Raw genomic sequence first — 16,337 nt, 5'->3', positions numbered from 1 at the left:
TCGGGACGGCCGGAAACTGGTTGGCGTCCGGGGCGCCCCGGCACCTAGCGTCCGTGGGTCATGCGCTTCTCACCGGCCGGCGATCCCGGCACCCCCGACGCGCGGTCGGCCACCCGGTACCTCGTGTGGCTCGCCGGGCGGCACCCCGTCTTCTTCGGCGCGGGTCTCGCGCTCGGCGTGATCTGGATGCTGGCCCAGGCGCTGGTGCCGGCCGTGCTCGGCCGCGCCGTGGAGGCCGGCCTGGCCCAACGCGATCCGGACGCGGTGCTGCGCTGGAGTCTGGTCCTGCTCGGGCTGGGCCTGGTGCAGGCCGTCGCCGGGATCCTGCGCCACCGCTGCGCGGTGCACAACTGGCTCGGCGCCGCCTACCGCACGGTGCAGGTCACTGTGGACGCCACCAACCGGCTCGGTGCCGCGCTGCCCCGCCGGGTCGCGGCCGGCGAGGTGGTGAGCATCGGCACCGCCGACATCGAGCACATCGGCGGCGCCGTCGACATCACCGCCCGGGGCGCCGGGGCGGTGGTCGGCATCGTCACCGTCGCGGTGATCCTGCTCAGCGCCTCCCAGCCGCTCGGCCTCGTGGTGGTCCTCGGGGTGCCGCTGCTGATGGCGTTGGTCGCCCTGCTGATCCGCCCGCTGCACCGGCAGCAGGCCGCGTACCGGGACTCGACCGGCCGGCTCACCGCGCGGGCCGCGGACATCGTCTCCGGCCTGCGTGTGCTGCGCGGCGTCGGCGGCGAGCCGGTGCTCTCCGAGCGCTACCGGCAACGGTCGCAGGCGTTGCGCGCGGACGGGCTGCGGGTGGCCCGGGTCGAGTCGCTGTTGCAGGCCGCGCAGATCCTGCTGCCCGGCGTCTTCGTGGTGCTGGTGACCTGGCTGGGCGCCCGGTTCGCGCTGCGCGGCGAGATCAGCGCCGGCGAGTTGGTCTCGTTCTACGGCTACACCGCGTTCCTGGTCAGCCCGCTGCGCAACCTCACCGAGGCGGCCGACAAGCTGACCCGGGGACATGTGGCGGCCCGCCGGGTGGTCCGGTTGCTGCGGCTCGCGCCGGAGTTCACCGACCCGGCCACCCCGGTGCCGGTGCCGGCCGGGCCGGGCGAGCTGGCGGACGTACGGTCCGGGCTGGTGCTGCGACCGGGCCGGCTCACCGCGCTGGCCGCCGCCACCCCGCAGGACGCCACCGAGATCGCCGACCGCCTCGGTCGGTACGCCGACGGGGACGTCACGCTGCACGGCGTACCGCTGCGGGCGGTGGCGCTGGCGACGGTGCGGGAGCGGATCCTGGTGGCCGACAACGACGCGCAGCTGTTCAGCGGCGTGCTGCGCACGGAGCTGGACCCGCACGACCGGGCCGAGCCCGGCGTGGTGGAGGCGGCGCTGGCCGCGGCGAGCGCGACCGACATCGTCGAGGCGCTGCCCGGCGGCCTGGACGGCGAGGTCGCCGAACGCGGCCGGGAGTTCTCCGGCGGGCAGCGGCAACGGCTGCGGCTGGCCCGCGCGCTCGTCGCCGACCCGGAGACGTTGATCCTGGTCGAGCCGACCAGCGCGGTGGACGCGCACACCGAGGCGCGCATCGCCGAACGGCTCGGCGCGGCCCGCCACGGCCGCACCACGCTCGTCTGCACCACGAGCCCGTTGGTGCTCGGTCACGCCGACCACGTCGTCTTCGTGGAGGACGGCAAGGTCGTCGCCGAGGGCCGGCACGAGGACCTGCTCGCCACCGAGCCGCGCTACGCCGCCACGGTGAGCCGGGAGGAGGATCGATGAGCAACGCGCTGCCCGTCGCCGACGGCGCCCAGGTCCGCCGGTACGCGCGGGAGCTGATCCGTCGTCACCCGCGCGGCCTGGCCGCCGTGCTCGGCCTGCACGCTCTCGCCGCGGGCGCCGGACTCGTCACTCCGCGCCTGCTCGGTGACTTGGTGGAGGGGATCTCCCAGGGCATCGCCGCGACGACGGTGGACCGGGTCGTGGCGGCCATCGCCGCGTTCGTGGTGGTGCAGGCGGTGCTGGTCCGCTTCGCGCACCTGGCCTCGGCCCGGCTCGGTGAGCGGGTGCTCGCCGAGCTGCGGGAGGAGTTCGTCGACCGGGTGCTCGCGCTGCCGCTCGCCACTGTGGAGCGGGCCGGCACCGGAGACCTGCTCACCCGCACCTCGCGGGACGTCGCCGCGCTGTCCCGCACGGTCCGGTTCGCCGGGCCGGAGACGCTCATCGCGGCGCTCACCGTGCTGCTGATCCTCGGCGCGCTGGTGCTGACCGGCCCGCTGCTGGCGCTGCCCAGCCTGCTGTCGGTGCCGGTGCTGTGGGCCGGCACGCGCTGGTACCTGCGCCGCGCGCCGCAGGGCTACCTGCGGGAGAACGCCGCCTACTCGGACATCACCGACGGGATCAGCGAGACGGTCGAGGGGGCGCGGACCACCGAGGCGCTGGGTCAGGCGGCCCGCCGCCGGGCTCGCGGCGACGCGGACATCCGCCGGTCGTACGCCGCCGAGCGCTACACGCTCTACCTGCGGACCGTGTTCTGGCCGGTGGCCGAGTTCGGCTACCTGGTGCCGATGGTCGCGACCCTGCTCATCGGCGGCTGGTTCCACCTGAAGGGCTGGGCCAGCCTCGGCCAGGTCACCGCCGCCACGCTCTACGCCCAGCAGCTCACCGACCCGATCGAGCGGCTGCTCGGCTGGCTGGACGAGTTCCAGGTCGGCGGCGCGTCGCTGGCCCGGCTGCTCGGGGTGGCCGCCGAGCCGGACGAGCGCTCCCCGGCACCCGCCGCGCCGGCCCGGACCGGCGGCGCGGGCCGGCTCGCCGCGTACGACGTCCGGTACGCGTACCGCCCGGGTCACGACGTGCTGCACGGCGTGACGCTGGAGCCCCGGCCAGGGGAGCGGCTGGCGATGGTCGGCCCGTCCGGTGCGGGCAAGTCGACGCTGGGCCGGCTGCTGGCGGGCGTGCACGCGCCGAGCGCCGGCGCGGTGACAGTGGACGGCCGCCCGCTCGCCGCCATGCCCCTGGCCGAACTGCGTACCCATGTCGCCCTGGTCAGCCAGGAGCACCACGTGTTCATCGGCACGCTCGCCGACAACGTGGCGATGGTCCGGCCGGACGCCGATCCGGCGCGGGTACGCGCGGCGCTGGCCGCCGTCGACGCGCTGGACTGGGCGCTGGCCCTGCCGGACGGGCTGGACACGCCGGTCGGCGCGGGCGGCCACCCGCTCACCCCCGCGCAGGCGCAGCAGCTCGCGCTGGCCCGGCTGGTGCTCGCCGACCCGCACACGCTGGTGCTGGACGAGGCCACCTCGCTGATCGACCCGCGGGCGGCGCGGGCCCTGGAACGCTCGCTGTCGGCGGTGCTGCAGGGCCGCACCGTCATCGCCATCGCGCACCGGCTCTTCTCCGCGCACGACGCGGACCGCGTGGCGGTGGTCGCCGACGGCCGGATCACCGAGCTGGGATCACACGACGAACTGGTCGCGGCCGGTGGCTCGTACGCCGCGCTGTGGCGTTCCTGGCACGGCTGAAAGGCGCGACGGGCCCGGCTGAGGACACGCGACGGGCCCCGGCCGACGTGCCGGGGCCCGCTCGACGGCCGGGTCAGGAGCGGCGGGCCAGCCGCCAGGTCGCGTACCCGCCGGTGCCGAGCGCGATCAGGAACACCGCCCACACCACGCCGGTGCCGACCTGGAGCCCACCGCCGCTGCCCACGTTGGCCTGGGCGGCGGCGACGAGCGAGTCGCTCTGCGCGGGCGGCAGCGCGGCCGGCGGCAACTGCTGCCAGCGCACCAGCCCGGTGCTCTCCAGCATGGTCATGTGGTCGTTGACGAACGTGTTGGCGTCCTCGGCCAGCTTGCGCACGATCGGGTCGCGGGTGCTGGCCCGGACCGCGCCGATCACCGGGAAGATCTTGCCGTGGGCGACCCGCAGCCGGGTGACGAAGATCTGGTCGAACCGGCTGCCGGTGGCGTTCTGCATCTCGGTCAGCCACCCCTTCTGCTCGGTCGTCGGATCGGTCGGCAGGGTGGCGCCGAGCTTGTTGGCCGCCTCGACCACCAGTCGGTCCAGCTCCGCATGCTGCTTGGCGATCTCCGCGCCTACCTCGCGTACCCGGGCGGACTGGCCCTTCTCGGCCGCCATCTGCCCGGCCGGCATCTCCCACAACCCGGCCAGCCGTACGCCGTTGAGCAGCGTCATGTCGGCGGCGTTCATCTGCACGCCGGGGTTGGGCGCGGCCTGCGCCGTCCCGGGAACGACGCCGATCCCCGCGCCCAGCGCGGCGAGCAGCAGTACCACCCGGTGCGCCAGCTTGCGGCGTGCGGATTCCAGCGATGCCATGGTTGCGGTGCCTCCTCGGTCCGGACCGGTACGCGGGGACGGCCGCGCAGGCCGGCCGCCCGTCCGCACACTGGTACGGATCGGCGGGCCGATCAGTTCAGCGGGTCGGCGAGGAGCCGTTCGAACGCCAGCTCGGCGGCCCCGATCAGCGCCGCGTCGCCGCCGAGTTTCGGGGTACGCAGCCGCACGTGCTCCAGGCACGCCGGCAGGCCGTTGCAGTTGAGCCGGCTGCGTACCTGCGCCGCGGCGGCCAGGTAGAGGTCACGCATGGTGCCGCCGAAGATGACCATCTCCGGGTTGAAGATGTTCACCAGGTTCGCGACGCCGAAGCCGAGCCAGTCGCCGGCCTGCCGCACCGCTGTCTGGGCGCGGGCGTCGCCCCGGTCGGCGGCGTCGAAGACGGCGAGCAGGGCGTCCCGGCCGCGCGCCTCGGACCGGCCGGCGGCGCGCAGCAGCCCGTGCTCGCCGATCTCGGTCTCCCAGCAGCCGCGCCGGCCGCAGTCGCAGCGCGCCCCGCCGCGGACCACCACCATGTGGCCGACCTCGCCGCCGTAGCCGCCGTGCCCCCGCAGCCGCCGGCCGCCGGCGATGATGCCCGCCCCCACGCCGACGTCGCCGTAGATGTAGATGACGTTGTCGCAGCCGACCGCCGCGCCGCGGGCGTGCTCGGCGTACGCGGCCACGTCGGCCACGTTGCCCACCGTGATCGGTACGTCTATGCCCAGCTCGACGGCGAGCGCCTCGCCGATCGGCTCGTCCACCCAGCCGGTGGTCGGGCTGAGCCGGACCAGGCCGTCCTCCCTGCGGACCATGCCGCAGACCGCCACCCCGGCGCCCACGCAGACCGCGTCCGCCGGCACCGCCTGGTGCATCTCCTTGACCGCGCCCGCGAGTAGCGGGGCGGCCTCCCCGGCGACCAGGTTGCGCGGCCGGTCCAGCTCCCGGCGGTCGAGCACCTCACCGCCGAGCCCGACGCGCGCGGCCCGCAGCCGGTCCACCTCGACGCTGTACGCGTACGCGTAGACCCGCTCCGACTCGGGCCGGACGACGAGCGACGGTCGTCCGGCCCGGCCGGTCTCCTTCGGCGTCCCCTCGCTGACCAGACCGGCGCCGGCCAGGTCCGCGGTCAGCGCGCCGATGGTGCTGCGGTTGAGCCCGAGCGCGGTGGTCAGCTCCGCCCGGCTGGTGGCACCGTGCACGTGCACGTAGCGGAGCAACGCGCCCAGGTTCTGCCGCCGGATCTCGTCCTGACTGGGACCTGCGCGCATTGCCACTGCCATTGTGTTTCCGTACCCGGGTCAGCGGTTGCCGGTGGCGGCGGCCCGCCGACGCGACAGCGCGTCAATGGTCGCCGCGGCGAGCAGCACCACGCCGGTGACCACGTACTTGACGCCCGAGCTGTATCCCATCAGTCCCATACCGTTGTCGATGACCGCGACCACCGCGCCTCCGAGCACGGCGTCGAGGACCCGGCCCTTGCCGCCGAAGAGGCTGGTGCCGCCGATCACCGCCGCGCCGACGGCGTAGAGCAGTACGTTACTGCCCCCGGTGTTGGGGTCGACCGAGTTGCCCCTGCTGGCGGCCACGATGCCGCCGATGGCGGCCATCGAGGAGCAGATGACGAAGACGGAGATGCGAATCCGGTCGACGTTGATGCCGGCCCGACGGGCCGCCTCGGCGTTGCCGCCGACCGCGTAGATGTGCCGTCCGTAGCTGGTGCGCTGGAGCACGAACGTCCAGACGATCAGCAGGATCGCGATGATCGGCACCACGATCGGCACGCCCTTGAGCGAGGTGATCAGCACGTTGCGGCTGCGCTCCAGGTTGAGCACGTAGACCGCGACGCCGAGGACCACTGCCAGGCCGGCGATCCGGGCGGCGACCACAGCGATCGGGTCGGTGAGCAGGCCACGGGCTGCCCGGTTGCGGTGCCGCAGCAACTGCACGGCGGCGTACCCGGCGACGGCCACCGCGGCCAGCGCCCAGCCCAGCGCGGGGGAGAGGTTGCGGTTGGCGATCGCGACGAGCACGTCGTCCCGGATCGCGATGTTGGCACCCTCGTCCATCAGGGTGAGCACGACGCCCTGGAAGGCGAGGAACCCGGCGAGCGTGACCACGAAGGAGGGGATGCCGACCTTGGCGACCAGCAGGCCCAGCACGGTGCCGATGAGCAGGCCGGTGCCGATCGCGGCGGCCACCGCCACGTACCAGGGGTAGCCGAGCACGGTGACCACGTTGGCCAGGATGGCGGCGCAGACGCCGCTGGCGAAGCCGGCGGAGAGGTCGATCTCGCCCAGTAGCAGCACGAAGACCAGGCCCATCGCGATGAGCGTGACAGCCGCGCCCTGGGTGAACAGGTTCGCCAGGTTGCCGGCGGTGAAGAACGACGGGCGGGCGATCGAGAAGCCGACCGCGAGCGCCACCAGCATGACCACAGCGGGCAGCGCGCCGATGTCGCCGCCGCGCACCCGGCGCCAGTAGTTGTTCACGTGGCTGCTCATGGTCGGTGTCGGCGCGACGCCGGCCGGGCCTTCCTTCTTCACGACGATGGCGGTCATCGGACGGCTCCTGGAGTGGTGTCGGCGGGCGCGGCGCCGTTGCCGCCCGGCTCGCCGGCGAGGCCGATGCTGCCGGAGCGGCCGGCGGTGATCAGCTCGACCACCTGCGAGTGGGTGATGTCGGTGGTCTTCACCTGAGCGACCATCTGGCCGAGGTACAGCGCGGCGATCCGGTCGGAGACGGCGAAGACGTCGTTCATGTTGTGCGAGATGAGCACCACGGCCAGGCCGTTGTCGGCCAGCCGGCGGACCAGCTCCAGCACCTGGGCGGTCTGCGCGACGCCGAGCGCGGCGGTCGGCTCGTCCAGGATGACCAGCCGGCTGTTCCAGAGCACGGCCTTGGCGATGGCGACGGTCTGCCGCTGGCCGCCGGAGAGGCTGGCCACGTGCTGACGCAGCGACTTCACGGTGCGCACGCTCAGGCCGGCGAGCGTCTCGGCGGCCATCTGCTCCATGGTCGGCTCGTCGAGCACGATGCCGCTGCGCTTCTCCCGGCCGAGGAACATGTTCTGCACGATGTCGAGGTTGTCGCAGAGCGCGAGGTCCTGGTAGACGACCTCGATACCGAGCGCGGCGGCGTCGCGAGGGCTGTTGATGGTCACCGGCTTGCCGTCGAAGAGGAACTCGCCGGAGTCGGTGGGGTGGATGCCGCTGATGCACTTGACCAGGGTCGACTTGCCGGCGCCGTTGTCGCCGACGAGCGCGGTCACCTCGCCGGGGTGCGCGGCGAAGGCCACGTCGCGCAGCACCTGGACGGGACCGAAGCTCTTGTCGATCCCGCGTAGCTCCAGCAGGGGGGTTGCGGACACGGGGTTCTCCTTTGGGCGGAGGGAGGTCTCGGATCCCGTCCGGCGCGGGCGCCGCCCGGCACGGAGTTCTCCCGTGCCGGGCGGCGCCGCCTGAGGCGGGTGGGTCAGCTCACGCCGGCGTCGGTGCAGAGCTTGGTGAAGGCACCGGTGCAGAGCTCTTCCTTGGTGATGTAGCCGTCGGCCACCACGTCCTTGACGCTGTCCTTGAAGATGGCCTTGGGCTCCAGCAGCACGGCCGGCACGTCCCGGTTGCCCTCCGGGTCCTTGACCGTCTGGCCGGTGTCCTTCTTCTCGCCCTTGGCGAGCGCGATGGCCAGCTCGGCGGCGGCGTCCGCCTCCTTCTTGACCGCCTTGTAGACGGTCATGCACTGGTCACCGGCGAGGATGTTCTGCAGGCCCTCCTTGGTGGCGTCCTGACCGGTCACCGGGACCTTGCCGTTCAGCTTGTTCTTCTTCAGCACCGAGATGGCCGCGTTGCCCAGGCCGTCGTTGGCGGCCAGCACGCCGTCGATCTTGCCGCCGGCCTTGGTCATCTGCTGCTCGAAGATCGTGGCGGCCTGCGCGTTGTCCCAGGCGGGTACCGGGTCGTCGGCGACCTTGGTGTACTCCTTCGAGTCGAACTTCGGCTTGAGCACCGAGTCGTACCCGTTCTTGAACAGGGTGGCGTTGTTGTCGGTGGGCGAGCCGTTGAGGTACGAGATCGACGGGTTCTTGACGCCCTTGTCGGTCAGGCACTTGCTCAGGCCCTCGCCCTGGAGCTTGCCGACGGCCTCGTTGTCGAAGCTGACGTAGTACTGGGCGGAGCCGCCCAGGGTCAGCCGGTCGTAGTCGATGGTCGCGACACCCTGCGACTTGGCCTTGTCGAGCACGGCCTTGCCGGTGCCGGAGTCCAGGTTGACGATCATCAGGACGTTGACGCCGCTGGTGATCATCTGGTCGGCGATGGTCTGGAACGCGGTCTTGTCGTTCTGCGCGTTCTGGATGTCGGACTCGACGCCGGCCGCGTCGAACGCCGCCTTGAGGTACTTGCGGTCCGCGCCCTCCCAGCGGGCGGAGGACTTGCTGTCCGGCAGGATCACGCCGATCTTCGGCTTCTTGGCGTTGGAGCCGCCGGCCTCGTTGGACGAACCGCCGTCGTCGCCGCAGGCGGCCATGCTGCCGGTCGCGAGAAGACCGACGGCCGCGAAGGTGAGGAAGCCCTTGCGCATGTGCAGGGTCCTTTCGGAGGTGGGGGAGTGGTGATGTTTGTTGTGTCCGGCAACGTATTCCCCGCCCTCCATGCGTCGCAAGACTGTCGAGGTCAGAAGTTTGTTGGCGGCGGTAACAATTCCGCAACGTCGGCGACACGCCCGCCCCGTGGGTGCGGCTCCTCGCGGAGCCCGCGCGCGTGGCAGGTGGCAGGTGGCAGGTGGCAGGTGCGCGTGGCGGACGGCGGTGCGGGGTGCGGCGCCAGGGTCGGGCCGGATTACCACATTCCGTGACAGTCTCTTGACGCGGTGCGAAAGTTCCACGAAGATCGCGCTATACATCGACAGGCGTTCACGTTTCCCTCCGTATGGGAGCGCTGTCGACGCGGCTCACAGGGGTGTCCTCATGCGTGTCGAATTCTGCTCCGCACATGACAGGTCGCGCCCGTGAGTGCCGCCGAACTCCTCGCCACCATGTCGATCTGCCTGGTCTCGGCGGTCCTCGTCTGCTCCGGCCTCGGCAAGCTGGCCGCGCCCAGGCACGCCCGCCAGCTCTTCATGGCGCTCCTGCCGGTGCGTCGCGGCACGGCCCTCTCGCTGGTGCGGGCGGTCGCGGTCGTCGAGGCCGTCGTCGGTGCGGCCCTGCTCGTGCCGGCCGGCCGGCCGGCCGCCGCCGCGGCGACCGCCGGCCTGGGGGCCGGCTTCGCGGCGGCCGGTCTCGCGGGTCGGCAGCGCGGGACGACGTTGCCCTGCGGATGCTTCGGTCGGCCCGAGGGCCGTCCGCTGGGTGTGCGGAACGTCCTGATCGGGCTCGCGCTCGTGGGCTTCGGCACCGCGCTCCTGCTCACCTCGCCGGCGGCTCTCCCGGCCGACCGGATGGCCGTCGTGGCCGCGAGTCTCGTCGCGGGCATGACCCTGCTGTTGTGGCGCGGCATGGTCGTCGACCTGGTCCGGCCCCCGACGCGCCCGGCCGGCGCGGAGCTGTCTAAGGAGATCGCTGGATGAGTTACCTCTTCGGGTTCGGGTTGCTGGTGGTCGCGGGCGCCGTGGTGGTGCTCTTCGCGATGCTGGGCGAGCTGTACGCGCGCTCCGGCGGCATGGAGGGCGCGGGCGCGCCCGGCGGCGGCAGCGGCACCGTCCGGTTGCTGGACGGAGCCCGCGTCGGGTCGCGGCCGAAGCGCTGGCCCGCCGGTCTGGCGGAGGTCGCCACCGCGGACCTGCGGGTGGTGCTGGTGTTCAGCACCTCCTGCAACAGCTGCGAGAAGGCGGCCGGCGAGGTCGGCGACCTGGCCGACAGGCGTGACTTCGCCGTCCTGATCTCGACGATCGACCAGGAGCGCGGCGAGGACTTCATGACCCGACACGAACTGGCGGGACTCCCGCACCACATCGACGTGGGTGGCGAATGGGTGGCAGAAGAACTGGGCGTGATGACCAGCCCGTCGGCGCTGGTCTTCCGGCACGGGCGCCTGGTTTCGGCATTGTTGTTCACCGATCTGGCGGCGCTCAGCGGCGCCGTCTTCCCGGTCAAGGAGGCTGTTGGGAATGAATGAGGAGAAAATGACGGCGACAGGCCGTCGCGGGGGTAGCCGGCGAGGCTTCCTCGCAAAGATCGGCGTCGCCGGCCTGGTGGCGTCAGGGGCGGTCTTCGCCCGCTCGACGCCGGCGATGGCGGGCAACTACCAGTGCTGCAACCTCGTCTACGCCCCACCGAACATCTCGTACTCGACGTGCAGCTCGGCCACCTACAAGTACATCTGGTACTGCTCGGTCAACGCCTACCTGCACTGCAACTGCTGCGAGAAGAAGACCAAGTCGGGCAGCATCACCGGATCCGGCGCCCACTGCCAGTACAACTGAGCCCGCCGATGGTCGTCTGGCTCGTCGTCGGCATCGCGGGAGCGGTGCTGCAGATTCTCAGTCCTTGAGGCCTCTCCATGGCTGGGGTCGCCAGCCCTATGTTGAGGCGGAACGTATCGGAAGGACTTCGATTCCTGGCGGGCCTCGCGGTCGGCGGACTCGTCGCCGGAATGGTTCTCGCCGTGCCGGTCTACCTGATCGGATCGGCGGTCGGGGAACTGGTCCCCGAGACATGGCGGGTCGTGGCCCTCGTCGCACTCGCGGTGCTGTTCGGCGTCCTGGATCTGCTCGACCGGACGCCGCACATCTGGCGACAGGTGCCGCAGCGACTGGTCCGGACCCTGCCGGCCGGCACGCTCGGGGTGGTCTGGGGGATCGACCTGGGTCTGTTCTTCACCACGCAGAAGACCACGTCGCTGATCTGGTTGGCCACGGCGGGCGTCGTGCTTGTCGCACCCGGATCCGCGCCGTTGGTGCTGGTTGTCACGGCCCTCACCGTGACCCTCCTGGTCACTCTCTGGAGCCTGACCAGGAAGGCCGCCGAGATCGAGGAAAGGAGTGACCGGCTATGGGTGAGTCGGGTTCGACGGGTCTCCGGAGCGGCGATGCTGCTGCTGGCGGCAGCCCTCGCCGTGACCGTCGTTTCCCCGTGACCCCCACTCTGGAACCCGACACGACCCAGGGGCAGGTGGTGATCACCAGGTTCCACTGTGGTGATCTGGTGCGCGTGCTGGTCGTCCTGCTGCTGCATCTGCGGGTGAAGCGGGACGTCCGTCGCCATGCCGAGGGCTTCCTCGGCATCAGGCTGCTCGTGCGGTGGCGGGAGCGGACGGTGTGGAGCATCTCGCTCTGGCGGGATCTCGACAGCGTCTACTCGATGGGCGGGGTGTCCAGGCACGTCGCCGCGTCGAGGGTGCCCGCGAAGCTCGGCGTCACCACCAGTTGCGACATCTTCTGCCACGTCGGTGAGTGGACCCGGGTCATGTTCGGCGGCGGCAGGTGTCCGCCCCGGCCCGGCGGACGCTCCGGAGATTGATGTCCGAACACATGTGAACAAACAGGTTCTGCTAATCGGGAGGAGTCCCAGAATGCCTTTGCCAACCGACCGCGGCGTCGTGGTCATCGACGTCGAGGACGACGGTACGAGCACCGTGCGCATCTGTGCGGAGGTCGTGAACGGCGCACCCGTCGACGTCTTCGCGGAACACCACGGCGCCGTACACGTCCGTGTGCACAACGACGTCCCGATGTTCACCCAGGGGCGGCGTAGCGTCTCCAAGCGGATCGCCGAGGTCTACGACGACAACGGCACGATCAACGTCGGCCGGGTCCGCGGCGCGGCCTGATCCGTTAGTCGGCGCGGGGGACGGGCCGGTCGTGCCGGCGGCCGGTCCTCCGCGCGTTTCCCGTTTTCGTCGCCAGACGGGCGGACAGCGGGGCGGCCCGCGCACCCGACAGCGGGGCGGCCTGCGCGTCCGTCACCGGGTGGACAGCGGAGCGACCTGCGCGTCCGTCAACGTCAAGAGGTCGGTCGGGGCCAGCTCGACCTGGAGCCCGCGCCGGCCCGCCGAGACGTAGACGGTGGGGTGGGCGAGCGCCGACGAGTCCAGCATCGTGGGCAGCCGCCGGCGCTGGCCGAGCGGGCTGATCCCGCCGCGCAGGTAGCCGGTGGCCCGCTCGGCCACCGCCCGGTCGGCCATTGCCGCCCGCTTACCGCCGACGGCCGCGGCGAGGGCCTTGAGGTCCAGTTCGCCGGTGACCGGCACGACCGCCACGGTCAGCGCGCCGTCGACCTCGGCGACCAGCGACTTGAACACCCGCTCCGGCGGCACTCCCAGCGCCGCCGCGACCAGCGCGCCGTAGTTCGGCGCGTCCGGGGAGACGTCGTACGGATGGGTGCTGTGCGCGATCCTCCGCTTCACCAGCAGCGCCGTCGCCGGAGTGCCCTGTCCCGCCATGACCGTCACGCTAACCGGGCGCGGCGCGGGTGGGCGAGTTGAAAACACCCGCGCCCCGGGGCGCGGGACGACCGGCGCGTCGGGTGCGGGCAGGGCCGCACCACCTCGTCGGACGGCAGCCCGGCCGGTCGGCGCCTACCCGCCGGGCCGGCAGACCAGCACCGTCGGCGCGCCGGCCACGCGGGTCAGCACCAGGCCGGCCGCCTCGTCGCCGGCCAGCCGCAGGTCACGGCGCAGCTTCTCCGGCTCCAGCGCCGACCCGCGCTTGCGGATCTCCACCCGGCCGACCCGCCGCTCCCGCAGCAGGGCGCGCAGCCGCTTCAGCGAGAACGGCAGCACGTCGGTGATCTCCAGGCAGCGGGCGAACGGGGTGGGGCGGGCCTCGTCGGCGTACAGGTAGGCGATCGACGGGTCGGCGAGCGTGGCGTCGAGGTCGCCGGCCAGCTCGGCGACCAGGTGCGCGCGCACCACCGCCGGATCCGGGTCGTAGAGGAAGCGGCGGACCGGTCCCACCGGCGCCTCCTGAGCGCCCGTGCCGGTGAGGTGATAGGAGGGGACCCTTTTACTACCGGAGGCGTTAATAAGGGGCCCTTCCTTCTCGCGCAGCACAGTGGCGCGGCGCGGGACCTCGGCCAGTTCGCCGCACCAGAGCGCGGCCTCGACCAGGTCGCCGTCCACGCTCACCCACTCCGCCTCGGCGCCGGCCGGGATCAGCGCGTGGTCCAGCCCGGGCGCCACCTTCACCACGGTGCGCGGCACGCGTGCGGCCAGGGCGGTGACGAAGTCCCACGGCGGCGAGTAGGCGTTCGGGTCGAAGACGCGCCGCCCGGTGCCGGCCCGCCGCCGCGCCGGATCGCAGAACACCGCGTCCACCCCGGTCACGTCGAACGCCGTGGCGTCGCCGCACTCCACCGTCACCAGATCCGCGAGCCCGGCCGCCTCGGCGTTCACGGCGGCCATCGCGGCGGTCACCGGGTCGGCCTCCACCGCGTACACCCGGATGCCGGCGCGGCCGGCGGCGAGCGCGTCGGCCCCCAGACCGCATCCCAGGTCCGCGAGCGTGGTCACGCCCGCGGCGCGCAGCCGTGCGGCCCGCCGGTCGGCGACGGCGCGACGGGTGGCCTGCTCCAGCCCCGCCCGGGTGAGGAACATCCCGGCCGCCGCGGCGCCGAACTTGCCTGCTGCCCGGCGGCGCAGCTCCGCCTGGGTGAGCGCGGCGGCGGCGAGGTCCCCGGGCATCCCGGCCGAGCGCAGCGCGGCCGCCGCCGCCAGCGGGTCGCCGCCGGCCACCCGCCCGGCCGCGGCGAGCGCCGCCGACCCCTCGGGGGTACGCAGCGCGGCGAGCTGGTCGAGGTCCACGCGCCCATTCTCCCGGCCCGGTTCGCGGGCGACACGGAGGGCGACGTGCTGGCACTCTCCTTGACGGAGTGCTAGCCGAGGAATAACCTGCGATTAGCACTCTCACCCTGAGGGTGCCAACGCCCGAGCCTCGTGCCCGGGGGTTGAGCGCCAGGCGGACCGGCACCCGCGACGACGGCCCCGCCCGGTGGCATGTAGCAGATTGACGCTGGTCGGCGTGCCGACCGGCAACGACACCAAGTACCCGGGAGGGTATGCCCGTGACTACTGCGACCAAGGTTGCGATCAAGCCGCTCGAGGACCGCATCGTGGTCCAGGCGAACGAGGCCGAGACCACCACCGCCTCGGGCATCGTGATCCCCGACACCGCGAAGGAGAAGCCGCAGGAGGGCACCGTCCTCGCTGTCGGCCCGGGCCGGATCGACGACAAGGGCAACCGCGTGCCGATCGACGTGAAGGTCGGCGACACCGTCCTCTACTCGAAGTACGGCGGCACCGAGGTCAAGTACGCCGGCGAGGAGTACCTGGTGCTCTCCGCCCGCGACGTCCTCGCGGTCATCGAGAAGTAAGCAACCGATCAGTGTCGTTGCCCCGGTCCGGCTCGCCGGGCCGGGGCAACGTCGCTTCGAAGGGATACTGATGGCGAAGATCCTCAGCTTCTCGGACGACGCCCGGCACCTGCTCGAGCACGGTGTCAACGCCCTCGCAGACGTGGTCAAGGTCACCCTCGGCCCGCGCGGGCGCAACGTCGTCCTGGACAAGAAGTTCGGTGCGCCCACGATCACCAACGACGGCGTGACCATCGCCAAGGAGATCGAGCTCACCAACCCGTACGAGAACCTCGGCGCGCAGCTGGTCAAGGAGGTGGCGACCAAGACCAACGACGTCGCCGGCGACGGGACCACCACCGCGACCGTGCTGGCCCAGGCCATGGTCCGCGAGGGCCTGCGCAACGTGACCGCCGGCACCAACCCGACCGGCCTGAAGCGGGGCATCGACGCGGCGGCCGCCAAGGTCTCCGAGGCGCTGCTCGGCAAGGCCGTCGAGGTCTCCGGCAAGGAGTCGATCGCGCACGTCGCCACCGTCTCCGCGCAGGACGCCGCCATCGGTGAGCTGATCGCCGAGGCGATGGAGAAGGTCGGCCGCGACGGCGTCATCACCGTCGAGGAGGGCTCCGCGCTCACCACCGAGCTGGAGGTGACCGAGGGTCTCCAGTTCGACAAGGGCTTCATCTCGCCGAACTTCGTCACCGACCTGGAGGCGCAGGAGGCGGTCCTGGAGGACCCGTACATTCTGATCACCACGCAGAAGATCTCGGCGATCGAGGAGCTGCTGCCGCTGCTGGAGAAGGTCCTCCAGAACAACAAGCCGCTGCTCATCGTCGCCGAGGACGTCGAGGGCCAGGCCCTGTCGACGCTCGTGGTCAACGCGCTGCGCAAGACCGTCAAGGTCTGCGCGGTCAAGGCCCCCGGCTTCGGCGACCGCCGCAAGGCGATGCTCCAGGACATGGCGATCCTGACCGGCGCCGAGCTGGTCGCCCCGGAGCTGGGCTACAAGCTCGACCAGGTCGGCCTGGAGGTGCTCGGCAGCGCCCGGCGCGTCGTGGTCGACAAGGAGAACACCACTGTGGTCGACGGTGGCGGGCAGGCCGCCGAGGTCGCCGACCGGGTCGCCCAGATCCGCAAGGAGATCGAGGCCTCCGACTCCGAGTGGGACCGGGAGAAGCTGGCCGAGCGGCTGGCGAAGCTCTCCGGCGGCATCGCCGTGATCAAGGTCGGCGCGGCCACCGAGGTCGAGATGAAGGAGCGCAAGCACCGCATCGAGGACGCGATCGCCGCGACCAAGGCCGCGGTCGAGGAGGGCACGGTTCCGGGTGGCGGCGCCGCCCTGGCCCAGATCCTGCCGGTGCTCGACGACGACCTGGGCTTCACCGGCGAGGAGAAGGTCGGCGTCTCGATCGTGCGCAAGGCGCTCGTCGAGCCGCTGCGCTGGATCGCGCAGAACGCCGGCCACGACGGCTATGTCGTGGTGCAGAAGGTCATCGCCCAGGAGTGGGGCCACGGCCTCGACGCCGCCACCGGTGAGTACGTCGACCTGGCCAAGGCCGGCATCATCGACCCGGTGAAGGTGACCCGCAACGCGGTCAGCAACGCCGCCTCGATCGCCGGCCTGCTGCTCACCACCGAGAGCCTGGTCGTGGAGAAGCCGGCCGAGCCGGAGCCGGCCGCCGGTGGGCACGGCCACTCGCACGGTCACGGCCACCAGCACGGCCCGGGCTTCTGA

17 protein-coding genes are annotated in these 16,337 nt (G+C 72.3%); 10 read left to right on the top strand and 7 right to left on the bottom strand.

The window, feature by feature from the left end; translation table 11 throughout:
* Nucleotides 1–60 precede the first annotated feature (60 nt).
* Nucleotides 61–1,767 carry an ABC transporter ATP-binding protein gene (locus ACFYO8_RS03975; RefSeq protein WP_387256791.1) on the top strand — a complete coding sequence of 569 codons (1,707 nt, stop codon included), beginning with the start codon at nt 61–63 and terminating at the stop codon, nt 1,765–1,767.
* Complete coding sequence (locus tag ACFYO8_RS03970) at nt 1,764–3,512, top strand: ABC transporter ATP-binding protein (protein WP_355014813.1); 1,749 nt, start codon at nt 1,764–1,766, stop codon at nt 3,510–3,512. The genes ACFYO8_RS03975 and ACFYO8_RS03970 overlap by 4 nt, the downstream gene beginning before the upstream one ends.
* Nucleotides 3,513–3,585: 73 nt before the next feature.
* Here ACFYO8_RS03970 and ACFYO8_RS03965 read toward each other — a convergent pair whose 3' ends face one another.
* The 5 genes from ACFYO8_RS03965 to ACFYO8_RS03945 form a co-directional block, all read right to left on the bottom strand.
* Nucleotides 3,586–4,323 carry a DUF4142 domain-containing protein gene (locus ACFYO8_RS03965; RefSeq protein WP_355014814.1) on the bottom strand — a complete coding sequence of 246 codons (738 nt, stop codon included), beginning with the start codon at nt 4,321–4,323 and terminating at the stop codon, nt 3,586–3,588.
* Nucleotides 4,324–4,415: 92 nt separating this feature from the next.
* Nucleotides 4,416–5,591 carry an ROK family protein gene (locus tag ACFYO8_RS03960; protein WP_355014815.1) on the bottom strand — a complete coding sequence of 392 codons (1,176 nt, stop codon included), beginning with the start codon at nt 5,589–5,591 and terminating at the stop codon, nt 4,416–4,418.
* 30 nt (nt 5,592–5,621) lie between these two features.
* On the bottom strand, nt 5,622–6,881 hold the full coding sequence (locus ACFYO8_RS03955) for an ABC transporter permease (protein ID WP_355014816.1): 1,260 nt from the start codon (nt 6,879–6,881) through the stop codon (nt 5,622–5,624).
* On the bottom strand, nt 6,878–7,690 hold the full coding sequence (locus ACFYO8_RS03950; protein ID WP_355014817.1) for an ATP-binding cassette domain-containing protein: 813 nt from the start codon (nt 7,688–7,690) through the stop codon (nt 6,878–6,880). The genes ACFYO8_RS03955 and ACFYO8_RS03950 overlap by 4 nt, the downstream gene beginning before the upstream one ends.
* A gap of 104 nt (nt 7,691–7,794) precedes the next feature.
* On the bottom strand, nt 7,795–8,898 hold the full coding sequence (locus ACFYO8_RS03945; RefSeq protein ID WP_355014818.1) for a substrate-binding domain-containing protein: 1,104 nt from the start codon (nt 8,896–8,898) through the stop codon (nt 7,795–7,797).
* A gap of 426 nt (nt 8,899–9,324) precedes the next feature.
* Here ACFYO8_RS03945 and ACFYO8_RS03940 point away from each other — a divergent pair, with 426 nt between their 5' ends.
* The 6 genes from ACFYO8_RS03940 (at nt 9,325) to ACFYO8_RS03915 (ending at nt 12,083) form a co-directional block, all read left to right on the top strand.
* Nucleotides 9,325–9,882 carry a MauE/DoxX family redox-associated membrane protein gene (locus ACFYO8_RS03940; protein ID WP_355014819.1) on the top strand — a complete coding sequence of 186 codons (558 nt, stop codon included), beginning with the start codon at nt 9,325–9,327 and terminating at the stop codon, nt 9,880–9,882.
* Entirely contained in the window at nt 9,879–10,430 is a 552-nt protein-coding gene (locus ACFYO8_RS03935) for a hypothetical protein (protein WP_354870584.1), read from the top strand. The genes ACFYO8_RS03940 and ACFYO8_RS03935 overlap by 4 nt, the downstream gene beginning before the upstream one ends.
* A complete protein-coding gene (locus ACFYO8_RS03930; protein WP_354870587.1) occupies nt 10,423–10,737 on the top strand; it encodes a hypothetical protein in 315 nt (104 codons plus the stop codon). Before ACFYO8_RS03935 ends, ACFYO8_RS03930 begins: the two co-directional genes overlap by 8 nt.
* A gap of 77 nt (nt 10,738–10,814) precedes the next feature.
* The gene (locus ACFYO8_RS03925) at nt 10,815–11,390 is read left to right on the top strand and encodes a hypothetical protein (RefSeq protein ID WP_355094389.1); all 576 of its coding nucleotides are present in this window, start codon (nt 10,815–10,817) and stop codon (nt 11,388–11,390) included.
* Complete coding sequence (locus tag ACFYO8_RS03920; RefSeq protein ID WP_354870593.1) at nt 11,387–11,773, top strand: hypothetical protein; 387 nt, start codon at nt 11,387–11,389, stop codon at nt 11,771–11,773. The genes ACFYO8_RS03925 and ACFYO8_RS03920 overlap by 4 nt, the downstream gene beginning before the upstream one ends.
* Before the next feature lie 52 nt (nt 11,774–11,825).
* Nucleotides 11,826–12,083, top strand: a complete 258-nt coding sequence (locus tag ACFYO8_RS03915; RefSeq protein WP_141721744.1) for a hypothetical protein — start codon at nt 11,826–11,828, stop codon at nt 12,081–12,083.
* A gap of 132 nt (nt 12,084–12,215) precedes the next feature.
* Here the strand turns inward: ACFYO8_RS03915 and ybaK are convergent, their stop codons facing one another.
* A complete protein-coding gene (gene ybaK / locus ACFYO8_RS03910) occupies nt 12,216–12,695 on the bottom strand; it encodes a Cys-tRNA(Pro) deacylase (protein WP_357711120.1) in 480 nt (159 codons plus the stop codon).
* 135 nt (nt 12,696–12,830) lie between these two features.
* On the bottom strand, nt 12,831–14,054 hold the full coding sequence (locus ACFYO8_RS03905) for a methyltransferase domain-containing protein (protein WP_387256789.1): 1,224 nt from the start codon (nt 14,052–14,054) through the stop codon (nt 12,831–12,833).
* A gap of 254 nt (nt 14,055–14,308) precedes the next feature.
* Here ACFYO8_RS03905 and groES point away from each other — a divergent pair, with 254 nt between their 5' ends.
* The gene (gene groES / locus ACFYO8_RS03900) at nt 14,309–14,623 is read left to right on the top strand and encodes a co-chaperone GroES (RefSeq protein WP_018222648.1); all 315 of its coding nucleotides are present in this window, start codon (nt 14,309–14,311) and stop codon (nt 14,621–14,623) included.
* A 70-nt stretch (nt 14,624–14,693) separates the two neighbouring features.
* Nucleotides 14,694–16,337, top strand: a complete 1,644-nt coding sequence (gene groL, locus ACFYO8_RS03895; RefSeq protein ID WP_354870598.1) for a chaperonin GroEL — start codon at nt 14,694–14,696, stop codon at nt 16,335–16,337.

Origin of the sequence: Micromonospora sp. NPDC005257 (assembly GCF_042872445.1) — a bacterium.
Classification (GTDB): Bacteria; Actinomycetota; Actinomycetes; order Mycobacteriales; family Micromonosporaceae; genus Micromonospora.
This window is presented reverse-complemented; position numbering and strand designations above follow the sequence as displayed.

Excerpts from the sequence above, each read along its gene's own strand:
- ACFYO8_RS03975 (WP_387256791.1), top strand. The coding sequence starts at position 61 with ATGCGCTTCTCACCGGCCGGCGATCCCGGCACCCCCGACGCGCGGTCG.
- ACFYO8_RS03970 (WP_355014813.1), top strand. The coding sequence starts at position 1,764 with ATGAGCAACGCGCTGCCCGTCGCCGACGGCGCCCAGGTCCGCCGGTAC.
- ACFYO8_RS03965 (WP_355014814.1), bottom strand. The coding sequence starts at position 4,323 with ATGGCATCGCTGGAATCCGCACGCCGCAAGCTGGCGCACCGGGTGGTA.
- ACFYO8_RS03960 (WP_355014815.1), bottom strand. The coding sequence starts at position 5,591 with ATGCGCGCAGGTCCCAGTCAGGACGAGATCCGGCGGCAGAACCTGGGC.
- ACFYO8_RS03955 (WP_355014816.1), bottom strand. The coding sequence starts at position 6,881 with ATGACCGCCATCGTCGTGAAGAAGGAAGGCCCGGCCGGCGTCGCGCCG.
- ACFYO8_RS03945 (WP_355014818.1), bottom strand. The coding sequence starts at position 8,898 with ATGCGCAAGGGCTTCCTCACCTTCGCGGCCGTCGGTCTTCTCGCGACC.
- ACFYO8_RS03935 (WP_354870584.1), top strand. The coding sequence starts at position 9,879 with ATGAGTTACCTCTTCGGGTTCGGGTTGCTGGTGGTCGCGGGCGCCGTG.
- ACFYO8_RS03930 (WP_354870587.1), top strand. The coding sequence starts at position 10,423 with ATGAATGAGGAGAAAATGACGGCGACAGGCCGTCGCGGGGGTAGCCGG.
- ACFYO8_RS03925 (WP_355094389.1), top strand. The coding sequence starts at position 10,815 with ATGGCTGGGGTCGCCAGCCCTATGTTGAGGCGGAACGTATCGGAAGGA.
- ACFYO8_RS03915 (WP_141721744.1), top strand. The coding sequence starts at position 11,826 with ATGCCTTTGCCAACCGACCGCGGCGTCGTGGTCATCGACGTCGAGGAC.
- ybaK (WP_357711120.1), bottom strand. The coding sequence starts at position 12,695 with ATGGCGGGACAGGGCACTCCGGCGACGGCGCTGCTGGTGAAGCGGAGG.
- groES (WP_018222648.1), top strand. The coding sequence starts at position 14,309 with ATGCCCGTGACTACTGCGACCAAGGTTGCGATCAAGCCGCTCGAGGAC.
- groL (WP_354870598.1), top strand. The coding sequence starts at position 14,694 with ATGGCGAAGATCCTCAGCTTCTCGGACGACGCCCGGCACCTGCTCGAG.